Annotated in this window: 21 protein-coding genes, 2 tRNA genes and 1 pseudogene; 16 read left to right on the top strand and 8 right to left on the bottom strand. The window is 41.0% G+C overall.

Going from position 1 to position 19,442, the window contains the following annotated elements; all coding sequences use genetic code 11:
- Positions 1 to 224: 224 nt before the first annotated feature.
- Positions 225 to 695, top strand: coding sequence for a DUF2721 domain-containing protein (locus L0Z67_RS00525; RefSeq protein ID WP_062569451.1), 471 nt, complete (start codon positions 225 to 227; stop codon positions 693 to 695).
- Positions 696 to 1,063: 368 nt separating this feature from the next.
- Entirely contained in the window at positions 1,064 to 1,516 is a 453-nt protein-coding gene (locus tag L0Z67_RS00520) for a cytochrome c (RefSeq protein WP_193988106.1), read from the top strand.
- Positions 1,517 to 1,572: 56 nt separating this feature from the next.
- Here L0Z67_RS00520 and L0Z67_RS00515 read toward each other — a convergent pair whose 3' ends face one another.
- Positions 1,573 to 2,223 carry a cytochrome b/b6 domain-containing protein gene (locus tag L0Z67_RS00515; RefSeq protein WP_062569449.1) on the bottom strand — a complete coding sequence of 217 codons (651 nt, stop codon included), beginning with the start codon at positions 2,221 to 2,223 and terminating at the stop codon, positions 1,573 to 1,575.
- A 107-nt stretch (positions 2,224 to 2,330) separates the two neighbouring features.
- Between L0Z67_RS00515 and L0Z67_RS00510 the strand changes: the two genes are divergently transcribed.
- Together L0Z67_RS00510 and L0Z67_RS00505 are read left to right on the top strand one after the other, a co-directional pair.
- Positions 2,331 to 3,038: an AzlC family ABC transporter permease gene (locus tag L0Z67_RS00510; protein WP_237114665.1), complete on the top strand. Its 708-nt coding sequence runs from the start codon at positions 2,331 to 2,333 to the stop codon at positions 3,036 to 3,038.
- Entirely contained in the window at positions 3,035 to 3,334 is a 300-nt protein-coding gene (locus L0Z67_RS00505) for an AzlD domain-containing protein (RefSeq protein ID WP_405128344.1), read from the top strand. Before L0Z67_RS00510 ends, L0Z67_RS00505 begins: the two co-directional genes overlap by 4 nt.
- Here the strand turns inward: L0Z67_RS00505 and L0Z67_RS00500 are convergent.
- Positions 3,331 to 4,485 (bottom strand): iron-containing alcohol dehydrogenase, encoded by a 1,155-nt coding sequence (locus tag L0Z67_RS00500; protein ID WP_237114663.1) that lies wholly within the window; start codon positions 4,483 to 4,485, stop codon positions 3,331 to 3,333. The two genes, L0Z67_RS00505 and L0Z67_RS00500, sit on opposite strands and share 4 nt — an antisense overlap.
- A gap of 160 nt (positions 4,486 to 4,645) precedes the next feature.
- Here L0Z67_RS00500 and L0Z67_RS00495 point away from each other — a divergent pair, with 160 nt between their 5' ends.
- Positions 4,646 to 5,512, top strand: coding sequence for a LysR family transcriptional regulator (locus L0Z67_RS00495; protein WP_193988094.1), 867 nt, complete (start codon positions 4,646 to 4,648; stop codon positions 5,510 to 5,512).
- Between the two features lie 67 nt (positions 5,513 to 5,579).
- Positions 5,580 to 6,062: a glutathione peroxidase gene (locus L0Z67_RS00490; protein WP_130150266.1), complete on the top strand. Its 483-nt coding sequence runs from the start codon at positions 5,580 to 5,582 to the stop codon at positions 6,060 to 6,062.
- 55 nt (positions 6,063 to 6,117) lie between these two features.
- Here L0Z67_RS00490 and L0Z67_RS00485 read toward each other — a convergent pair whose 3' ends face one another.
- The gene (locus L0Z67_RS00485; protein WP_083515317.1) at positions 6,118 to 6,306 is read right to left on the bottom strand and encodes a PA3496 family putative envelope integrity protein; all 189 of its coding nucleotides are present in this window, start codon (positions 6,304 to 6,306) and stop codon (positions 6,118 to 6,120) included.
- A gap of 390 nt (positions 6,307 to 6,696) precedes the next feature.
- Here L0Z67_RS00485 and L0Z67_RS00480 point away from each other — a divergent pair, with 390 nt between their 5' ends.
- Positions 6,697 to 7,497 carry a YggN family protein gene (locus tag L0Z67_RS00480; RefSeq protein ID WP_405128343.1) on the top strand — a complete coding sequence of 267 codons (801 nt, stop codon included), beginning with the start codon at positions 6,697 to 6,699 and terminating at the stop codon, positions 7,495 to 7,497.
- Between the two features lie 52 nt (positions 7,498 to 7,549).
- Here the strand turns inward: L0Z67_RS00480 and L0Z67_RS00475 are convergent, their stop codons facing one another.
- The gene (locus L0Z67_RS00475; RefSeq protein WP_267135681.1) at positions 7,550 to 8,992 is read right to left on the bottom strand and encodes a PLP-dependent aminotransferase family protein; all 1,443 of its coding nucleotides are present in this window, start codon (positions 8,990 to 8,992) and stop codon (positions 7,550 to 7,552) included.
- Between the two features lie 101 nt (positions 8,993 to 9,093).
- Here L0Z67_RS00475 and L0Z67_RS00470 point away from each other — a divergent pair, with 101 nt between their 5' ends.
- The gene (locus tag L0Z67_RS00470) at positions 9,094 to 10,023 is read left to right on the top strand and encodes a DMT family transporter (RefSeq protein WP_062569441.1); all 930 of its coding nucleotides are present in this window, start codon (positions 9,094 to 9,096) and stop codon (positions 10,021 to 10,023) included.
- Between the two features lie 54 nt (positions 10,024 to 10,077).
- On the opposite strand, the gene L0Z67_RS00465 is transcribed toward L0Z67_RS00470, so the two are convergent.
- Positions 10,078 to 10,926, bottom strand: coding sequence for a diacylglycerol kinase family protein (locus L0Z67_RS00465; protein ID WP_062569440.1), 849 nt, complete (start codon positions 10,924 to 10,926; stop codon positions 10,078 to 10,080).
- 323 nt (positions 10,927 to 11,249) lie between these two features.
- Here L0Z67_RS00465 and L0Z67_RS00460 point away from each other — a divergent pair, with 323 nt between their 5' ends.
- The 5 genes from L0Z67_RS00460 to L0Z67_RS00440 all read left to right on the top strand — a co-directional run bounded on the left by L0Z67_RS00460 (position 11,250) and on the right by L0Z67_RS00440 (position 13,288).
- Positions 11,250 to 11,390, top strand: coding sequence for a hypothetical protein (locus L0Z67_RS00460; RefSeq protein WP_165381466.1), 141 nt, complete (start codon positions 11,250 to 11,252; stop codon positions 11,388 to 11,390).
- 227 nt (positions 11,391 to 11,617) lie between these two features.
- A tRNA-Ser gene (locus L0Z67_RS00455) sits at positions 11,618 to 11,708 on the top strand.
- Between the two features lie 53 nt (positions 11,709 to 11,761).
- Positions 11,762 to 11,854, top strand: a tRNA-Ser gene (locus L0Z67_RS00450).
- A 109-nt stretch (positions 11,855 to 11,963) separates the two neighbouring features.
- Complete coding sequence (locus L0Z67_RS00445; RefSeq protein ID WP_062569439.1) at positions 11,964 to 12,455, top strand: DUF4124 domain-containing protein; 492 nt, start codon at positions 11,964 to 11,966, stop codon at positions 12,453 to 12,455.
- A 68-nt stretch (positions 12,456 to 12,523) separates the two neighbouring features.
- Positions 12,524 to 13,288 (top strand): MBL fold metallo-hydrolase, encoded by a 765-nt coding sequence (locus tag L0Z67_RS00440; protein ID WP_062569438.1) that lies wholly within the window; start codon positions 12,524 to 12,526, stop codon positions 13,286 to 13,288.
- Here the strand turns inward: L0Z67_RS00440 and L0Z67_RS00435 are convergent.
- Together L0Z67_RS00435 and L0Z67_RS00430 are read right to left on the bottom strand one after the other, a co-directional pair.
- Positions 13,260 to 14,378 (bottom strand): annotated as a pseudogene (locus L0Z67_RS00435) (aminotransferase class V-fold PLP-dependent enzyme). The gene L0Z67_RS00440 and the pseudogene L0Z67_RS00435 overlap by 29 nt on opposite strands.
- Positions 14,378 to 15,547: a monodechloroaminopyrrolnitrin synthase PrnB family protein gene (locus tag L0Z67_RS00430; protein WP_193988087.1), complete on the bottom strand. Its 1,170-nt coding sequence runs from the start codon at positions 15,545 to 15,547 to the stop codon at positions 14,378 to 14,380. The pseudogene L0Z67_RS00435 and the gene L0Z67_RS00430 overlap by 1 nt, the downstream one beginning before the upstream one ends.
- A 113-nt stretch (positions 15,548 to 15,660) precedes the next feature.
- Between L0Z67_RS00430 and L0Z67_RS00425 the strand changes: the two genes are divergently transcribed.
- The 3 genes from L0Z67_RS00425 (at position 15,661) to L0Z67_RS00415 (ending at position 18,694) form a co-directional block, all read left to right on the top strand.
- Positions 15,661 to 16,122 (top strand): Lrp/AsnC family transcriptional regulator, encoded by a 462-nt coding sequence (locus L0Z67_RS00425; RefSeq protein WP_062569435.1) that lies wholly within the window; start codon positions 15,661 to 15,663, stop codon positions 16,120 to 16,122.
- Positions 16,123 to 16,190: 68 nt separating this feature from the next.
- Entirely contained in the window at positions 16,191 to 17,558 is a 1,368-nt protein-coding gene (locus L0Z67_RS00420; RefSeq protein ID WP_405128342.1) for an alpha/beta hydrolase, read from the top strand.
- Complete coding sequence (locus tag L0Z67_RS00415) at positions 17,555 to 18,694, top strand: GNAT family N-acetyltransferase (protein WP_237128294.1); 1,140 nt, start codon at positions 17,555 to 17,557, stop codon at positions 18,692 to 18,694. The genes L0Z67_RS00420 and L0Z67_RS00415 overlap by 4 nt, the downstream gene beginning before the upstream one ends.
- Here the strand turns inward: L0Z67_RS00415 and L0Z67_RS00410 are convergent.
- The gene (locus tag L0Z67_RS00410; RefSeq protein WP_405128341.1) at positions 18,671 to 19,261 is read right to left on the bottom strand and encodes a DUF938 domain-containing protein; all 591 of its coding nucleotides are present in this window, start codon (positions 19,259 to 19,261) and stop codon (positions 18,671 to 18,673) included. The two genes, L0Z67_RS00415 and L0Z67_RS00410, sit on opposite strands and share 24 nt — an antisense overlap.
- Positions 19,262 to 19,442: the final 181 nt, after the last annotated feature.

The following is a 19,442-nucleotide window of genomic DNA, read 5'->3' as shown; positions in this document are numbered from 1 at the left end:
TGTTATGTTATCGTTTTGACAGTGATTGAAACTGAGTTTCGGCATCAATATAAAACGGGACGACAAACAGGAACAACAAAATAATTACACTATGATTACAATAACCACAAAAATAGACACAACATTATTTCAAACCCATTGTTTTTAAAATATTTTTATAAAAAACAGTAAGTTGTAAATGTTTGTAAACGAATATTGTCTTTTTAAACGCAAGGCGAGATAAAATGAACTCAGACGTCATTAACATTTTAACGATGGCAAAGGTAATCCAAACAGCCGTAGCCCCCGTTTTCTTAATTACTGGTATTGCGGCAACACTAGGGGTTTTATCTAATCGCCTTGCACGCATTACTGACCGCGCAAGACAGCTTGAGCGTAAGCTAAAAGTAAGTACTGATGAGGACTTTAATCTATCGTTAACGACCGAATTAAGAGCCTTGCTGAAACGCTCGCGCTGCATCCATATTGCATTTAGCTTAAGTGTGCTTAGTGCCCTACTCGTTTGTGCTGTGGTCATGTGTTTGTTTCTCTCACACATTCAATCTATTAACTTAAGTGTGACGATTGCCAGCTGCTTCGTTGCTGCAATGGCGTTACTGATTTTTGCCTTTTTATCATTGCTAGGTGAAGTTTTCTTAGCAACACGAAGTATGCGCCGTGGCATGATCTTCGCAGATATAGATATAAATGATTAGGGCGTATTGACCTTTTATGATTAATTTTGCAGCAGTGTGTTTGGTATTTAGGCAAGGCAGAGCCTATGTAGTGTGGTTGCTCCACATAAATAGGCGATAACGCAGCATCAATGCCAAACACGCGCTGCCCTTCGGGTTCTTCCTAGGGGCGATTAACTCTTTGTTGCTCGATTTTTACTTAGTCCACTAGGTTACAAATCTCGCGCCGCGATTAAATCGCCCCTAGAGTGAACAAATTTTAATCTACAAAGGTAAATACGCCCTAGATTAAACTTAAGTTAAGATTAACCGCATTACACTTGAATAATCTATTTAGCTGAGATAAAACTCGGTTAATTTATCTTTCTGACATCTAAGGGGCAAAAGGAATGAAATTAAAACAATTAGTATTAGGTACAATACTGTCGACTATGGCACTTAGCGCATCGGCAAACTCTGTATTTGAAGAGCCAAGTGACGCTATCGAATACCGCCAAGCTGCATTTTCAATGATCCGCGTACAAATTGGTGACATGGGCGATATGCTAAAAGGAAAAGTACCTTTTGATGCAGAACGTTTTCAGATGCGTGCAAACAATGCAGCTGCGCTATCAAAAATGCCTTGGGAAGCTTTCGTAGCGGGTTCTGATAAGGGCGATACATCTGCACTTGCAGCTGTTTGGAGTGACAACGAAACTTTCATGAAAAAAGCAGTGGCTTTCCAACAGTATGCTGACGAACTAGCCGTTGCTGCACAAAGTGGCGACCAAAAAGTGATTGGTAAAGCATTCGGCGCGTGGGCTAAAGGTTGTAAAGATTGCCATAAATCATTCAAAGACTAGTTAAAACTTAAACTAAAAAGGCGCTTATTAGCGCCTTTTTTAATGCCTTAAGATAGCTACCCTAGCAGATAACTGAGTGGCTCTGCCCCCCAAGTCGTAAATAGCAACACTAAGCACACGGCAAAAATAACGAATGCGATAACGGGTGATTTAGTCACAGGCTCCGTGGCTGAGATTTGATCGCTACTGCCCGTAAGCATAGGCTTTACTAAGTTCTTACCCTTTATACGATAAATAACAATCGCCAAAACATGCAATACAATGGCATACAACAAAATATCAAAATTAAGATGATGCAACCAACCTGCAAACTCCACGGTATCTGAGGATACATGCGCTACTAACGGACCATCCGTTAATATATCGTCACTCGTCATTAAGCCAGAAGTTAACTGCACGATAAGCAGAGCAAAAAAGGCTATCACCATATAGCTACCAGCCGCACCATGACCCGCTTTATGTTCACTACTCGTGAACGACTTAATCGCAGCAACAGGAGAGTGAATAAGTGCTGATAGCCTCGCAGTTTTACTACCAATAATACCCCAGATAAGACGAGTAACTAGCAATGCAAGGGTGAAATACCCTGCTGCAAAGTGCAGCTCAAGCATGCCCTCTTCGGCACTAAAATAAAGTGTCGCGATAGCCGCAACCAACAACCAATGGAAACTTCTTATAAAGCCATCCCATACTTTGACTTTAGACATTGTAACCCTCCCTAAGAAATGTATATTATTGCAAACTTCGACGATTTTGACACACTCCAATAATAGGTGTTTTGATCTGAGCCATAACAACAAACAAGAGCGATAAGATGCAAAAACCCATTCTAAGAGCCTTGCTAAAAGGATTTTTCGACATGCTCCCCTTATGCCTTGCGGTGTTACCTTGGGGGATTTTATGTGGCTCTTTAGCAATTCAAAATGGTTTTAGCGCATTTGAAACACAAGCAATGTCGTTACTGGTATTTGCAGGGTCTGCGCAGTTGGTCGCCATAGAATTAATAGCCGGCAATACACCGCTTTTAACTATTTTGTTTACCACACTCATTATTAGCTCACGGCACTTTTTATATGGCTTAGCAGTGCGCCACAAGGTCATCGATCAGCCTTTTCGTTGGCGACTTCCTGTTAGTTTTGTTCTCACTGATGAATTATTTGCTTTCTCACACCATCGCAAAGCCTATCGAACAAAAGTACGCCTTATTTATGCTTTAAGTGCTGGGTTTAGTTTTTATATTGCGTGGAATATTTGGACCCTGCTAGGCATAGTCGCGGGAAGCTTACTCCCCGATTTAACAAATCTTGGCCTTGATTTTGCCATCGCAGCCACCTTTATTGCTTTAGTTATTCCTGGTGTAAAGAACCTTGCTACCTTAGCGACCGTGATCACCGCAGGTGCTGTCGCAACGCTATTAAAAAGCCAAGGCTTTCAGCTGTGGCTAGTCACAGCGGCCCTTATCGCTATGACGGTGGGTTATGTAATTAGTCGCTGGCAAGTAAAAGAGGAGCACGCACAATGATGACGACTATTTTATTGATGGCGTGTATCACCTTCTTCAGCCGTTACTTATTTTTACACCGCGCGCTACCGTTTAAAGTCGGCCCGAAAATGCAGCAATTTTTAAGTTTTAGTGCCCCTGCAGTACTTACTGCAATTTGGGTACCCATTGTGTTTATTAATGACGAAGGGATAAATCTAGATTGGCAAAATCCCTACCTAAGTGCTGCAGTCATAGCCGTTATTGTGGCTTATAAAACACACAATATTTACTACACAACACTGGCAGGGATGGGATTATTTATAATCTTAAGTTAGACACTTGCAAGTAAAATCGCGCGGCTTTTCTCAAGCGTAACTTGCTCGCGCTCACCAAGAGCCGTCATACCATGACGTTCAAGCTGAGCCACAAGTTTATCGGCAACACTTTCATCCAACTCGTAATCGCTTAAACGAGTTGGCATTTTAACACTGTGGAAAAATGCTTCTGTTGCAGCTATCGCGTTATCAATTGCTGAATCTTCATCTTTAATATCAAGGCCTAATACTCGCTCAGCATATTGCAATAACTTGTCACGCTTAGTGTCTTTTTGCTCTGCCATCATACGTGGTAATACAATCGCTAATGTTTGTGCGTGATCCAAACCATACACAGCAGTCATTTCATGACCTATCATGTGAGTTGCCCAGTCTTGCGGGACGCCAGCTCCTATTAGGCCATTGAGTGCCATCGTCGCTGACCACATAATATTAGCGCGCACTTGATAGTTATCGGGTTCAGAGAATGCTTTAGGGCCTTCTTCGATAAGCGTCATTAAAATCCCTTCAGCAAAGCGATCTTGTAACTTGGCACCCACATCATATGTTAGGTATTGCTCCATTGTGTGTACAAACGCATCAACAATACCATTCGTTATCTGACGCTCAGGTAATGAGAATGTCACAGCAGGGTCGAGCACAGCAAAACGAGGACGCACAAACTCACTGGCAAACGGCAGTTTATCTTGCGTCTCTAAGTTTGATACCACACTAAAGGTGTTCGATTCCGAACCCGTGGCAGGTAAGGTTAAAACAACGCCAAGTGCCACAGCTGACTTTACTTCAGCGCCTTTTGCTAAAATATCCCATGGTTCGCCAACAAACTCAGCTGCAGCTGCGATAAATTTGCTGCCATCAACCACAGAACCACCACCAACCGCGAGGATGTAGTCAATTTGCTGCTCTTTAACTAGTTCGACTGCTTTCATACATGTTTGGTAGCTAGGGTTTGGTTCAATACCGGCAAACTCAAACCAAGTATGCTCGCTTAATGCAGCTTTAACTTGATCATACACACCATTTTTCTTAATGCTGCCGCCGCCATAAGTAACTAGTACTTTGGCATTTTTTGGGATCTCATTTTGAATCTCTTTGATTTGTTGTTCACCAAAATGAATTTTGGTTGGATTCTCAAAGCTAAAATTTAACATGCTTACGCTCTCATATTTGTGAGTATTAATCAGTGACACGACTATTGTAGTTATTTTCATATAGGGATAAAGGATGAAAATAAATAATCACTTTTGCAGACATGCAACAATAATCAGCATAAAATAGTCTTAATTTGATGCAGCACCCTAAGGATCGAAAATGTGGCAAGGCTTGGAAGAATTCTTATATGTCGTTGAGCATGGCAGCTTTACACATGCAGCCAAGGCTATGGAAGTATCAACCTCACATATAAGTCGGCAAGTACAACAGTTGGAAAGTCGTTTAGGTTCGGTATTATTTCAACGCACCACACGTAAAATCAACCTTACTGATGCAGGGCGTGAATACGCAGTAAAATTAAAAGCAATACGCCAAGAATTGATTGATGCAAACAACCAACTACAGGGTGAACAACGCCAACCAAAAGGCCTAATACGTATTACTGGCGCAGGTGAATTTGTAGCAAACCAAGTCGCTCCCAAAGTCGCAGAGTTTGTCAAACGCTACCCTGAGGTTGAAGTCGATCTCGACTTTAATAGTCGTAACGTTAACTTAGTTGAAGAAGGTTTTGACTTAGCCATTCGCTTTGGCAGAATGCAAGACTCAAATTTAATTGCACGACCACTCTGTAAACGCGTAATGACACTCGTTGCAAGCCCAGAGTATTTAGCTAATCACCCTGCTCTTAAAACACCTTTTGATCTCACTGAGCATAATTGTTTAATTACTATGCGAAAGCGCTGGCGATTTAATATTGATAATCAAATTAAAGAGGTTCGCATTGATGGTAATTGGCGTAGCAACCACCCACAAGCTATTTTAAGTGCCGCTGTTGCGGGTGTTGGTATTGCACACCTTGCTCTAGATATTGTTGAACCTTATTTGAATAATGGCCAATTAGTAAGTGTACTTGATGAGTTTCAAGTCAGCGATAATGCATCTTGGCTAGTATACCCTCGTAAAGATCTATTACCATTTCGCGTACGTTTATTGATAGAGCATTTAACCGATGCATTCGCTGATTAAAATTTACGCTTTTAGAAAAATCTCAAGCACGTTAGAATCAGTGTAACAATAATAAAAAGTTATCATTATGAGCGAATTTTACCAACTTTCTGCTACTAGCCTTCAAGGCCAAACTATCGACTTTTCTGACTTTGAAAATAAGGTTGTGCTCGTGGTAAACACAGCCAGTGAGTGCGGTTTTACTCCACAGTATGAAGGGCTCCAAAAGCTACATGAAAAATACCATGATAAGGGCTTAGTCATTATAGGTTTTCCCTGTAATCAATTTGGTAAGCAAGAACCTGGTGATGCTAAAGAAATAAAAGAGGGCTGTCTAATCAACTATGGTGTCAGCTTTTTAATGATGAGCAAAGTTGATGTAAACGGCGAACACGCACACCCCGTTTTTCGACATCTAAAGTCCGAATTGCCAGGCTTTATCACCCGCAAAATAAAATGGAACTTTACCAAGTTTTTAATTGGCAAAGATGGTAAAGCCATTAAACGCTTTGCACCACTAACAAAACCAGAACAAATAGAATCAACCATTGTCGCGGCATTACATAAATAAAACGTACGTCAAAAAGCAATAAAGAGGCGCAGCGCCTCTTTATCTAAATTTATACTTAGTCGTTCAAATAATCATCAAAATCATCTTCACCTAAGTTTCTTCGCAAGCGTTTTTGTTCAAGATAGTCTTCCAACTTCTTCTTAACGCGTTGCTTTTTCTTGTCGTGTTGATTACGCCCGACCATTTCGTACTCGTCTTCAACAAAATCGTCATCTAGCGCGTCATAACTAAATGTCTTACCCACAACCCACTCCATAAAGTGTTTGAGACCAATTCAACGGTTCTAAATTTGTTCCATGAATTAGCAAAGTTTAAAAAGCTCAGTAGTAATTTAGTACCTAAAAACTACCAAAATAAAGCCATACCCCCATGCTAAATAGGTGATATGTCAATATTGTGAATAAATAGCGCTAAATTCGATTTCTGAAAAGTGAGAGTTTTTTATCGTTTCGATAAAACTCATTTATGCATATGAATTTTTTGGTTAATTTGACCAAAAAATGGTTAAAATTTTATTTCTATTTCTTTTCCCAAAATAAACAAAAACAAGCAAACTATTGATATTAAATAACTTTAAAAGTTTGGCACTCTATTTGATAACTAAATTCTGTCATTTCAAACAGGAAAGAAAAAAATGAAAAAGTTATTGTTAGCAAGTTCTTTATTTATCGCCACAACGGCTATGGCTCATAACGATAATGTTACAAATATTTCATTTAGCGGTGAGCAATGCGATGTTGAATTTAAAAATGATGTTCGTATCACGCCAAGCGAATTAGAAGTTTACACAGCCGATAATCGTACTATGAAAATCATCAACCAAAATAATTTATATATTGATGGTGAAAGCGTATCACTCAATGCCTTACAACAAGCGGCTATTGCCGCTTATTCCGACAGCTTACGCAGCCAACTCCCTGAGGTGGCAAACATCGCGCTTGATGGGGTAAAAATCGCAGGTGTAGCAATCGAAGAAGTTGCTAATGCTTTTAACATTGACGGCCTAAACGACATCTCTGAATTAATGGATGACATCAGCGTAGAAGTGCAGAACGCTTTCTATCAACAAGGTGCATTCACTATGGGTCAGCAAAATTTCGAAAAGTTTGGCCAAAACTTTGAAAATCAGTTTGATGAGCAAATCGAATCAGCGGTTGAGTCAGCCATGATGCAATCAATGGGCAGCATTTTAGTTGCTCTTGGCTCTGAACTAATCGGCTCAGGTGGTGATATGGATGCTTTTGAACAGCGCATGGAAAACATGGGTGAACAAATCGAAGCACGCGTAGAAACTCAAGCCGCACAACTAGAAGAGCGTGCCGATGCACTCTGTGGCAGTTTTGCAGATATTGCCCATAAAGAGCAAGAGCTCGTCGCTTTAGTACCTGAATTAAAAGAGTACCAGCTGTTCACATTTAAACAGCATGCTGAGTAAGATATCCCTGAACCAACGCACTTGGTTTTGCGCAGAGCCTGCTCTGCGCTTTTTATTTTTTGGCTAATACTGTGAGCTGTGACAAGGTTTTAATTGCGTGTTCTAAATGCTCAGACCAAGGTAAACCATAGCTTAAGCGAAAACAGCTGCGGTATTTTTTACCTGCTGAAAATATTAACCCTGGAGTAATGCTGATCCCCGCCTCTAACGCTAAATGGAATAACTTTACCGCATCATACTGCCCCCCAAGATCAATCCAAATCACACAGCCACCTTGCGGGTTACTAATGCGCGCACAACTTGGCATATATTGCTGTAAGCACCAAATCATACGTTCTTTATTTGTACTCAAGCGCTGCCTCAACAAACGCAGATTACGATCGTACTCACCACTGGCGATAAACTCATACAGAGTCCATTGATTAATGAGTGGCGCAGAGCAACTCAGAGCACGTTTATAACGCCTTGCTTGCTCTGCAAACTTGCCCGCAATGATCCAACCAATACGATAACTTGGTGCAGCCGTTTTTGAAAACGACGCACAGGTGATCACTAAGCCTTTTTTTGAATAAGCTTGCGCTGGCGTAGCACGTTTAGCAGTAAAATGTAGATCGCCATAAACATCATCTTCTATGAGCACAACGTTACGCTCTTCTAAAAGAGTCACTAACTGCTCGCGTTTAGTCTCTGGCATAAAACTACCAACGGGGTTATTTAACGACGTTGAAAAAACACACGCTTTGATATCATGCTCATCGAGTGCTTGCGCCAAGTCATCTAGCCAAATCCCTTCATCAGGACACAGCGGGATTTCCAACGCTTTTAAGCCTAAGCTTTCAATCAATTCAATAATGCCAAAATAACAAGGTGATTCAATGGCGATGATATCGCCAGCTTTAGCGACACATTTAAGTGCTATTGCCAATGCCTCTTGTGCGCCATTGGTGATCACCAATTCATCACTATCAACACCAATACCAAAGTCTAAATAGCGATGGATCAATTGCTTTTTCAACGGTGCAAACCCATCCATTGGGCCGTAGTTAATTGCCGATGCGCCAGCCAGTGTCATTACACGTCGCATTGTTCGTGCTAGCGCTTTATCTGTAGGTGCTGCTGCAATAGGGTTTGCAATACCGAATGGCACAACATTGGCTTTATGTATGGCACTATAAACTTGCTCAATCAAGCCTTGCTTATTCACCATCATTGGCTCGCGACTTAGCTTCACTCGTTTCGGCCGCGATTGATTTAATTGAGAAGACTTTAAAAAGTATCCTGACTTTTCTTTGGCTTCTATCAACCCTTGCCCTTCTAAAAGTTGATAAGCTTGTTTCACTGTTGGGATACTTACATTTAACTTATCAGCCATTTTTCTCAGCGACGGTAACTTCTCTCCAGGTAATAGCGACCCTTGTGAGCAAAGATCTCTTATTAGCTGAATCACCTGTTGATATAAAAACTCACTATTACTGCGACTGATCACTTGTGACATCGGACACCAAACTGTATAGGTTATATTTTTAGTTTTCTGTATATGTTAAGTATACAGAAGAGGCCTAAAATGAACATACTTTAAACTTTTGAGTACTAACTATGAAAAGTGCCGCTCTTTACCTTGTCACGGTACTAATTTGGGGGTCAACTTGGCTAGCGATTGAGTTTCAACTAGGCGATGTTGCCGTTGAAATCTCCTTGTTTTATCGCTTTGCTATTGCAGCCGTTTTAATGTGGGCTTTCGTACTGATAAAAAAGCTACCTATGCAATATTCACTGCGTGATCATAGCTTTTTCGCTTTACTGGCATTATTCAACTTTGGTTTAAACTATCTTGTTTTATATTGGGCACAAAATTACCTCACTTCAGCCATGGCATCGATTGCTTTTTCCATGCTGTTATTGATGAATATCATCAATACACGGTTATTCTTTGCCAAACCTATCGCCAAGCGAATTTACTTTGGTGCACTTCTTGGAGTGATGGGGATTGCTAGCTTGTTTTGGCCACAAATTCAGCAATTCAACTTGAGTAATGGTGCGTTGGTCGGGTTACTACTTGCGCTATCAGGAACCTTTGTGGCTTCATTGGGAAATATGGTCAGTGTTCGAAACTCTCAGCGTAATATTGGCGTACTACAAGGCAACGCATGGGGTATGTTATATAGCGCTTTAGGCTTGGCTGCTTATGTTTTAGTAAGCGATGTAGAGCTTACCTTGAATGCTCCAACAAGTTATTGGGTGTCGCTGCTCTATTTAGCTGTGTTCGGTACAGTTATCGCATTTGCTTGTTATTTTGCACTACTAAAAAATATCGGCCCAGAACGGGCAAGTTATGTGATCGTATTATTCCCACTGGTTGCAGTAGTACTAAGTACCTTATTTGAAGGATTCGAATGGCAAGCGAACACCTTTATCGGATTTAGCTTAGTTTTATTTGGCAATGCCATTGTGCTAACACCAACAAAACAGATTAAAGCTTTTTTTGCTGCTCGCAGTATTCAGCAAAAAGGCTCCGTCCCCAGTTAGAAGTGACTATGTCGCCTCTAACACCAAGCGCTGGCAAATTTTGCCGGCGCTTTTTTATGGCACATGAAAACGAAGTGCTTGCGGGTGAATACTGACCTTCGCAGGCGTATAACCCACCAGCTCACCATCTGCCTCAATAAGCTGTCTAGGGGTGGTTACTTCTGCACTGACTAGTTGTGAATATTCTAGCCTTTTCAAACTATGATGCTTTACCAGTAGTAAATACACAAAACTGAGCAGGTTTTTCAGCAAACCATCTGCGGGCATGCAGTAACAGTCAAGCTGACCATCATTTAGCTGTGCTTTTGGGGCGATTTTTAAACCACCACCGAAATATTGATGATTGGCAAATATCGTCACTAAGTTACTGTAGTTGAGTGCTTTACCATTAAACGCAGCGTGTAGAGGCTTAGCCTGAAATGAAAACAGCTGTTTTACACCCTGCCAAATATAGCCGAATGAACCATAGCTTTCAGTCTTATTTAGCTGAGCCACCACTTCAGCGTCAAAGCCTATTCCCGCTACATTAATAAAATAGCGCTGGTTTATTTGCCCAATATCGATTAACTCTGTACGGCTATTAAAAACGGCTTCATACCAAGCCTGTTGTTTACACGCAAAGCCTCGAGCAAAATCATTACCTGTGCCAGCAGGAATTAACGCAATTGAACAATCACTCTCTATGAGTGCATTAACAGCTAAGTGTAAAGTTCCATCACCACCAATCACCACGACTTGAGTTTGGTTTTTAGCCAAAAGCGCAATATCAGCGCAATCATTCTCAAACTTGCCTGTGGTTAAATACAATTCAGGCTCGATCTGTCTTTTTTTACATTCTTTTATTAACCAATCAACACTGTTTTTATGATTTTTTTTGTCGCTTGGCTTTATTATTATCAACATCAGCGATTACTTCTTTTCAGACAGGGCAAAAATAGCCACCCATTCAAATTATATTAATCTGAATATTTAGTCACTTTATAAATTTAAAAACGCATAAACAAAACAACATAAAACAAAAACTCTTTATATACCTGAAGTTAATAAAAAAACACCTTGCATAACCATGCAACCCATAGCAAAAAAGAAAACTTAACCCATTGTTAATAAAGCAGATTCGGATTAAAAAAAGTTATCCGATAGACTCAATTTTTATCGTTTTATTTTTGTCCAGTTTGGTTGCAAAATACCCATGTTTTCAACCAAACACAACTTGGAGCAAAGTAATGAACCCGATTAATACACTCAATCAAAGTGCAGCAACTCATGTTGCCGTAAAACCAACTAACAGAAAAGCAAAAATGCTTGCTAAGTTAAACCGTTACGGAAAAAAACTAGCACTTGGCGGCGCAGTACAACACAAGTAACCCCCAACCATGGTTACTTTATCGGTGCAGTAAACACCCAACCACTAATGAAGATCCTTCTTTAGCTCCTCCGTTTACTGCCCCAACCCCCTTCTTTTAAGTTAAAAACAGCAAATAATTAAACCTTTTTACAAAAAATCCTCTCTTTACGCTCAAAAAACAAGCAAACAAACTTTTTCCTATTTACACAGCCGATTCAGCTAAGTATTATTCTCGCATCACGATGTGGAGAGATGGCAGAGTGGTCGAATGCACCGGTCTTGAAAACCGGCAGGGGTTTGTAGCCCCTCTAGGGTTCAAATCCCTATCTCTCCACCACTTATTTTTATTTGTTGATTTATTTCAGCAAATTACAATCAGAATTATGCGCTGGAGAGGTGGCCGAGTGGCCGAAGGCGCTCCCCTGCTAAGGGAGTATAGGGTTTGTAGCTCTATCGAGGGTTCGAATCCCTCCTTCTCCACCATTTTATTATTAAAAACCGCTTTTAAGCGGTTTTTTTATGCCCGAAAAACTTGCACACCTCATTATATTTCATGCATGCTAAGTATCTATTTGCTACACAAAGTGATGCTATGTTTCGTTTTGTATTTGTGACTCTTGCTCTATTTGCCAGCGCCAACAGTCAAGCCACTATTTATAAGTGTATGATTGACGGGGTTGCCACCTTTACCGAGCAGCCTTGTGGTAAAGATGCAGCAATCGTGAAAATTGCACCGCCACCAGCAAGTAATCAAATCCCAGCCACAGAGCAGCCGCAAAAACCAGCGGACTTAAGTGTTGAGGATTATTTAAAAATCCAAAAAGCCGATCGCGAAATAGACCGCCTCCAATTAGAGCTCAAAGAACTACAAAAACAACAAAGTGAGCGCATCGATAAACTCAAAAATATGACGCAAGATGCGGCAAACAGATTAGGTGCAGCGTCCATTGACGATGCTATTAGCAAACAAAGCGAACGTATTAACGCTTACTATAAAAACCAAATCGCCACCCTAGAAAAGCAAGTAGCACAGCTAGAAGAAAGCAAAAAGCAGCTCAAAGAGCGAGACACACAATCCTATTAGCTTAGCTTACCAAAACTGGTCAGACATGATATAACTGATTTGCTGATTAAGTTTAGGGATCAATCGTTTTGCAAATTCATACGCTCGAGGGTTATATTCAAAATATCTATTTAATTGAATATCAAGATAAATTAATGCTGCTTGATGGATGTTGCCGTGCTGATGTGAATACTGTTTTTGACTATATTACCGAGCAACTCAAGCGCCCTGTCACTGACTTAAAGCTTGTTGTGGTGACCCATATGCACCCAGATCATGCCGGTGGAGCACATGCATTAAGAAAGTTAAGCGGTGCTAAAATAGCCACGTCAAATGCCCCAGGACAATGGTATAGAGGCATTGATGGTTTCTTAATGCACTTAACCGATATCGCTTTGGCTTGGTGGGTCGCTGGTAGGTTAAATAAAAAACGTCACAACCTTTGGTACAGCCGCCATCTAGATGCTGATTATTACCTTGGGGCAGATGCAACCCTACCCGGCTTTGAGGATTGGCAAGCACTACATAGCCCAGGTCATACCGACCGAGATATTAGTCTGTACCATATTCCTAGTGAGCGAATTTATATTGCTGATTTATTGGTAAAAGTAAAAGGACAGCTCGTGCCCCCCTTTCCTGTTTTTTACCCAAAGCTGTATTTAAACTCTTTGCTGATGCTTAAAACGCTGCAACCCAAACGAATTATGTTTGCTCACAGTAACGAAGTCAGTATTGATGACATCGACTTTGAGCAAATTTTAGCGCTGGTCCCCGAAAAACCAATGACCCATTGGCGTTCAGTCAAAGCAAAGGCCAGACAAGCCCTCAACTTAAAGCGCTTTTCACAGTCGTGATAAAAGTATCGATATCCTGCTGATCATTGTAAATATGAGCAGAGACCCTTAAGCCTAAATGACGCTCATCAACCGCAATATTCGCTGCAATAAGCGCAGCTTTAACAGCCGCTTGTTGCTCGCCAAAATGCATAATAGCCGTTCCAGAGCATTTGTCAGCCTGTATTGGTGAACGCATATAATCAGCTAATTGATCATGAAACTGTGCGAGCATTGCTAAGTTATGTGCGCGTACTTTTTCAATACCAAGCTCTGCAAAGTAATTAATACTATGCGAAGCCAAAATATAAGGCGCCACTGAAGGTGTACCACCCCAAAAGCGCAACGCGGTTTGATGATAAGCAAAGTGCTTAATATCAAATTCAAACGGATTTTGATGAGAAAACCAGCCAACATCTTGTGGCTGACAAAGTGAAAGCTGCTTACTGTTAACCCACAAATAAGCAGCACCAGGCCCACCACATAGCCATTTTACACTCGAGCCCAACATAAAATCGGCATCAAGCTTAGTTAAGTCGACTTCTAAAATCCCCGCAGATTGCGCAATATCAAGTAAACTCAATGTGCTGTGTTGCTTCGCGATATTTATAATTTCGTGAATAGGCGCTTGTTGGCCCGTGTTTGAATAAACATGGCTAATAAAGACTAAATCAATCTCATTATTCGCTAAATATGACTGCCAAACCTGCGCATCGGTTAAATCTTCATGTTTACCAATAAACACAATTTCAGCACTTTCAGGTAGGGCTTTTTGCATTGCAAAACCCATACTTGGAAAGTCACTTTCGGCCATCAACACTTTGCAATTTTCTTGCTGAAGTCGCGGGTGCGACATCAAGAGCTTGGTTAAACCGCTCGATAAGTTCACTTAGGGGCAAAACAACTCTCTTTGTGAGTTAAATAATTTAGCGAGACTATTTGTAAACGCCTCAATACCTTGTAGCCACTGTTGCCATGGTTCTTTATTTTCATTTTGCCAAGCTGCAAAAAACTGCTGATGAAAATACTGCTCAGCAGATTTCAATGGTCGCCCAACAGAGTGGTTAAGCAAATAGCTGCCTTGTGGAATTACAAAATCGTCTTTGTTCATTACTTAATCCACTGTTTTAACTTAGTTAAATCATCAAACCGAGTGCGAATATCATCACGCTTTGCTGCCGCACGACGATCCCTTAACTGCTCAAGTGAGTTAAGTAGCACATGCAAAGGCGGCCCACTGGCTGTGACTTTATCCATATGTTGTTGCTGCATTTGCTCTGAAGGCTGCGCAATGTATTTACTAACCAATTGATTATGGTGGCCAATTGCAGTATCACCATGCAATTTACACACTTGAATAAACAGCTTTAAGTTAGTTTGTAACCATTCGCTATCGCGCTCAGCTTCTGCCGCTAAAAAGTCATCCATAATGCTTGTCATGCGCATGCTTTCACGCAAAATTTGCTGATCTTCAGGCATCATATACAAGAATTTATCCACCAACATTTGCGAGTAGCTCGGTTCATTGGCAAAACAAAGGCCAAGTAATAAATCGATGACATTAATGCCCGCAAAATCACCGGCATTCGCACCTCGATATACCTCTTTACCTACTCGATACGGCTTGTAATATGGGCGTACACAATAAAAAAAGCGGTCTGTGTCGAGCTTGTTGTATAGCGTATTATTTGACTCAATCACATCAAGTAGCGCTTGCTTTGCTACTGCCAGTAAGTCAGCCGCGATAGGGTGCGATATACCTAACGGCTGAATTTTTAATAAAGCATCGGCCGCACGCTTATACGCTAAAATACCCTTGGTATTGTAATCAATAAAGATTTTCTCATCTTCAAGGTCAGTAAAGCGCTTATACACACCATCAACCGCTTTATTGTGCGTGGTTAAATGCGCCGTTGCAAAACGTGGGGTAACACCAATAGATGCACCAATATGCATTGCCAGCGCAGAGGCTTCTACAAGGGGTGAGCTTGTTTCACGAGAAGGCTCAGTGATCTCATGTCGACGGCATGCCGCCATATACAGACCAACATTACCCAACAAATCAAAGGCGTTGTCAAACCCTTCATCGGTATTGCCCTCTGCTAGTAAGGTGCGGATATGCTCATTACCTTCTTGCTCTAATTGACGTTTAAAGTGCTCACCGACACCCTCTACATTCGCTTTATCGTCTTGCTGCCAATATAGTTTTTCTAGTTCGCTATTGAGCTCAACAAAACGGGTGCGAAGCCAGCTATCAAATGCCTTGGTGTTCTCAGTCACAGGCTCACTCCAAAATAATTATATTGCGATAATGTTAACAGAGTTCAATGAGTGCTAATCGCCAAAATATAGACTAGAATACATCTAGATTAGTGAAAATCACTCAAATTAAAATGAAATTAGACAAAAAAGACCAACAATTACTTAATGCGCTACAAGATAATGCAAGAACTTCTGTCTCAGAGCTGGCACACTCGGTTAGCCTGTCAGATACCCCTTGCCTACGCCGCATTAAAAAACTTGAATCAGCAAATGTGATCAGTGGTTACCATGCTGCCATCAATCCTAAAGCGGTTGATTTAAATGTCTCTGTGTATGCCTTTGTTCGCTTAAACCAAAACTCAGTTGCCGCTGCTGAGCAATTTGAACAACAAGTTGAGAAGCTTGAACATGTGCTTGAGTGCTCTGTTATTTCTGGTAGTTATGATTATCTACTCAAGATTATTGCTGCTGATTTAGAAAGCTATGAAAGCTTTGTGAAACATAAATTAGGCAGTATTAACTGCATCGCTAATATCGAATCGACGGTGGTATTAAAGCAAGCATTTACCAAACGCCATTTACCGCTCGCTTGACGCAGCTTGCTTGCAAATAAAACATAACTCGATAAGCTAAAAAAAGGCTTTAAAAGGACGCTTAAAATATGAAATTCATCAACTTAGTTGCTATCTCTTTGGCCATCAGTGGACTATTTAGCAGCTCATTAATGGCGCAGCAACAAACCTGCCTTACTCAGCTTGAAGACCAAGCACTGATGATGAAAAGTAAGCGCGAAGGGTTATATAGAGAACCGCTACCTCGAACACAAAGTACTTTTAGCTTTAATACCGAGCAGGCATTTAGTGACTATTTAACCGCTGCTTATTTACAAATCAGCAGCGAAAACCCCCGCGCAAACTTGCCATGTCCTGTTTATACCGACACGTATCTACAACTGGTTGCACAAGGATCGCGACCTGAAAACGCCACTATTGCCGACTTAATAAGCCCGTTTGAACTAAAACATGACGATAGCCGCAAGGCGGTACTATTAATTCATGGTTTAACCGATTCACCCTTTACCTATCACGATCTTGCACAGGTCTATTACCAGCAAGGTTATACGGTACGCACAATTTTACTACCTGGTCATGGTACCGCTCCCGCAGCTCTGAAGGACATTGATGCCGATGACTGGCGAACAGCAAGCATCTACGCTATTGAGCGCACATTGAAAGATTTTGATCAGGTCATACTAGGAGGTTATTCAACAGGGGCGGCACTGGTGATTGATTATTTAACGCAAGGCCCTACCAATGACAAAATTTTAGCCGCTATGCTATTTTCACTAGCCACAGAACCCCATAATAAAAATGGTTGGCTAGCCAAATGGATTGACGCTATACCTTTTGTTAACTGGATTGATAAAGATGCTGATCTCGACTTCGCAAAATATGAGTCATTCCCATTTAGTGCAGCAACAGCAAGTCATCAAGCCATGAGTCGCATCAATATTGATGAACTTGCACCACGTCAATTACCAAATATCGCGTTATTCAGTACCTTTAGTGACATTGATACCACTATTGATAACCAAGTTACTTTTAAACTTCTGGCCGCTTTACATGATCCTAAAAAGCGCATAAAGAATAAATTAGATCGCCTTATTTATTATGGCGACGATAGCAATATTCCAACTAACTTTCCGACTGATTACGAAATTATCCGTGATGACTGCGACAACGAGACCTGTAAAAAGATACAAGGTATGTCACATATAGGCATCGTTAATAAACCTAGTAACCCTTATTACGGTCAGCACGCCTATTATCGTAATTGTGGTAGCTATTTAGATAATGACACCTTGTATAAAGCCTGTAAGTATCAGGAAAATATTGTTTTCGGAGAGCGCACAGAGGCCAATTTAGCAAAACATAAACCCTTTGCACGGCTTACATTTAACCCTTATTTCGATAAGCTCGCTATGCATATCAACGACTTTATCAACGATATTGAATCGGCTGCGCGATGAGTGAATTTAACCACCGCTGGTTTAATCAAATAAGCGAGATTGATGCCGCTCTTTGGCAATCATTTTTTGATGATACGCCCTTTACTGATCACACATTTCTAGCTGCCCTAGAGCAAAGTGGCTGTGTGAGTGAAGAGTCCGGCTGGCAACCCATGTACTTGGCAATTTACCAGCATGAGCAAGTCGTTGCTTTACTACCAGGGTATCTAAAATATCACTCTTATGGTGAGTATGTATTTGACTGGGCTTGGGCTGAAGCCTATCAACAACATGGCCTAGATTACTACCCTAAATGGCTGTGTGGCGTGCCATTTACCCCAATTGCAGGACAAAGAATTGGTATAAATCACGATAACCCCGCTGATATCTATGCCTACATTGATGGTGTACTCACAGCAACCACAACGCAGTTAGGCTGGTCTGGGTGGCATATAAATTTTTGCCATCAACAGCAAGCTAATGCTTTGACTAGCGACACAGTAATGCAACGTCATGGCGTGCAGTTTCAGTGGTTTAATGAAGGCTATAATTGCTTTGAGGACTTTTTAGCTTCACTCACCGCAAGAAAGCGTAAGTCGCTCAAAAAAGAACGCGCTAAAATAACTGAACAGCAGATAGCCGTAGAATGGCTTGAAGGTGCTGACATCAGCAAACAGCACATGCAGCAATTTAGTCATTTTTACCGCCAAACCTATTTAAAACGCTCAGGCCACAATGGTTATTTGAACAGCGCCTTTTTCGAGTTGTTACAGCAAAACATGGCCGACAAACTGGTGTTAATGTTCGCTAAGTATCAAGGAGAGGTGATTGCTGCTACACTCAGTTTTAAAGATCAGAACTGTTTATATGGTCGATACTGGGGAACAAATTATGAGCTCGATAGTTTGCACTTTGAGCTTTGCTATTACCAAGGCATTGAGTACTGCATTACCAACAAACTTAAACAGTTTCATTCTGGCGCGCAAGGTGAGCATAAAATAAGTCGCGGTTTTAAGCCCGTAAATACTTATTCACTGCATCATATTCAGCACGGTGATTTTGCAGCAGCCATTAGTGATTTTATTATTAGAGAGCGCCAACATATGGCGCTCTATAAAGCCCAATGCGAAAGCTTACTGCCTTTTAAACAGCAATAATTGGTTATTCGCTGGCATTTGCATATCTTCAACAAGGGTTAAGCCAGCTTGCTCTGCAAGTTGGCAAATCGCTTCAAAATCACGAATGGCACTATTTGCATCTTGCTGTTTTAAAAAAGCATCAAACTCAGCATTACTGGCACTGGTATACTTACCTTGGTACTTAAATGGTCCATAAATACATAATTTACCTTTCGGCGCTAAATGCTTCGCTACACCTTGGAAAAAACGCTCCACCAGTGACCAGCTTATAATATGCATGGTATTCGCCGTAAAAATAGCATTCACTGTTTCAACAGGCCAAGGATCATTGAGGTCGAGTGTTAATGGCGCATGCAAGTTTGTCAGCGCAGCTTCCTGATGCCACTGTAAAATCCCAGGGTGATTAATCTCGCGATCACTACAATGCCACTGTAAATGTGCTAAATGCGTTGCAAAATGCACACTATGTTGCCCAGTACCAGAGCCGACCTCTAATACATCCGTCACATCCGAGAAGAACGCTCCTAATACGTTTAAAATAGGTAATTTGTTGTTTTCACAGGCTTGAGAGAAGGGTTTATCCATACAAATTAGTGCACCATGTTTGGTAATCAGTGCACAACAGTAAAGCAAAAATAACCCGTAAAGTCGCGGGTAATTTATAGCTTAAAGTTATAAATTCAATACTTTCATTGGGTTAAGTACTTTTATTAAGACTGGTACAGCTTATGCTACTTATTCTATGAATTAACCAACTGGAGATACA

The sequence above is a fragment of the Pseudoalteromonas sp. PB2-1 genome, from assembly GCF_045040605.1.
Lineage (GTDB): Bacteria > Pseudomonadota > Gammaproteobacteria > Enterobacterales > Alteromonadaceae > Pseudoalteromonas > Pseudoalteromonas arabiensis.
This window is presented reverse-complemented; position numbering and strand designations above follow the sequence as displayed.

What these genes read in the sequence shown, in the direction of transcription:
- L0Z67_RS00525 (WP_062569451.1), top strand. Translation starts at nt 225, where the DNA reads ATGAACTCAGACGTCATTAACATTTTAACGATGGCAAAGGTAATCCAA.
- L0Z67_RS00520 (WP_193988106.1), top strand. Translation starts at nt 1,064, where the DNA reads ATGAAATTAAAACAATTAGTATTAGGTACAATACTGTCGACTATGGCA.
- L0Z67_RS00515 (WP_062569449.1), bottom strand. Translation starts at nt 2,223, where the DNA reads ATGTCTAAAGTCAAAGTATGGGATGGCTTTATAAGAAGTTTCCATTGG.
- L0Z67_RS00510 (WP_237114665.1), top strand. Translation starts at nt 2,331, where the DNA reads ATGCAAAAACCCATTCTAAGAGCCTTGCTAAAAGGATTTTTCGACATG.
- L0Z67_RS00505 (WP_405128344.1), top strand. Translation starts at nt 3,035, where the DNA reads ATGATGACGACTATTTTATTGATGGCGTGTATCACCTTCTTCAGCCGT.
- L0Z67_RS00500 (WP_237114663.1), bottom strand. Translation starts at nt 4,485, where the DNA reads ATGTTAAATTTTAGCTTTGAGAATCCAACCAAAATTCATTTTGGTGAA.
- L0Z67_RS00495 (WP_193988094.1), top strand. Translation starts at nt 4,646, where the DNA reads ATGTGGCAAGGCTTGGAAGAATTCTTATATGTCGTTGAGCATGGCAGC.
- L0Z67_RS00490 (WP_130150266.1), top strand. Translation starts at nt 5,580, where the DNA reads ATGAGCGAATTTTACCAACTTTCTGCTACTAGCCTTCAAGGCCAAACT.
- L0Z67_RS00480 (WP_405128343.1), top strand. Translation starts at nt 6,697, where the DNA reads ATGAAAAAGTTATTGTTAGCAAGTTCTTTATTTATCGCCACAACGGCT.
- L0Z67_RS00475 (WP_267135681.1), bottom strand. Translation starts at nt 8,992, where the DNA reads ATGTCACAAGTGATCAGTCGCAGTAATAGTGAGTTTTTATATCAACAG.
- L0Z67_RS00470 (WP_062569441.1), top strand. Translation starts at nt 9,094, where the DNA reads ATGAAAAGTGCCGCTCTTTACCTTGTCACGGTACTAATTTGGGGGTCA.
- L0Z67_RS00465 (WP_062569440.1), bottom strand. Translation starts at nt 10,926, where the DNA reads ATGTTGATAATAATAAAGCCAAGCGACAAAAAAAATCATAAAAACAGT.
- L0Z67_RS00460 (WP_165381466.1), top strand. Translation starts at nt 11,250, where the DNA reads ATGAACCCGATTAATACACTCAATCAAAGTGCAGCAACTCATGTTGCC.
- L0Z67_RS00445 (WP_062569439.1), top strand. Translation starts at nt 11,964, where the DNA reads ATGTTTCGTTTTGTATTTGTGACTCTTGCTCTATTTGCCAGCGCCAAC.
- L0Z67_RS00425 (WP_062569435.1), top strand. Translation starts at nt 15,661, where the DNA reads ATGAAATTAGACAAAAAAGACCAACAATTACTTAATGCGCTACAAGAT.
- L0Z67_RS00420 (WP_405128342.1), top strand. Translation starts at nt 16,191, where the DNA reads ATGAAATTCATCAACTTAGTTGCTATCTCTTTGGCCATCAGTGGACTA.
- L0Z67_RS00415 (WP_237128294.1), top strand. Translation starts at nt 17,555, where the DNA reads ATGAGTGAATTTAACCACCGCTGGTTTAATCAAATAAGCGAGATTGAT.
- L0Z67_RS00410 (WP_405128341.1), bottom strand. Translation starts at nt 19,261, where the DNA reads ATGGATAAACCCTTCTCTCAAGCCTGTGAAAACAACAAATTACCTATT.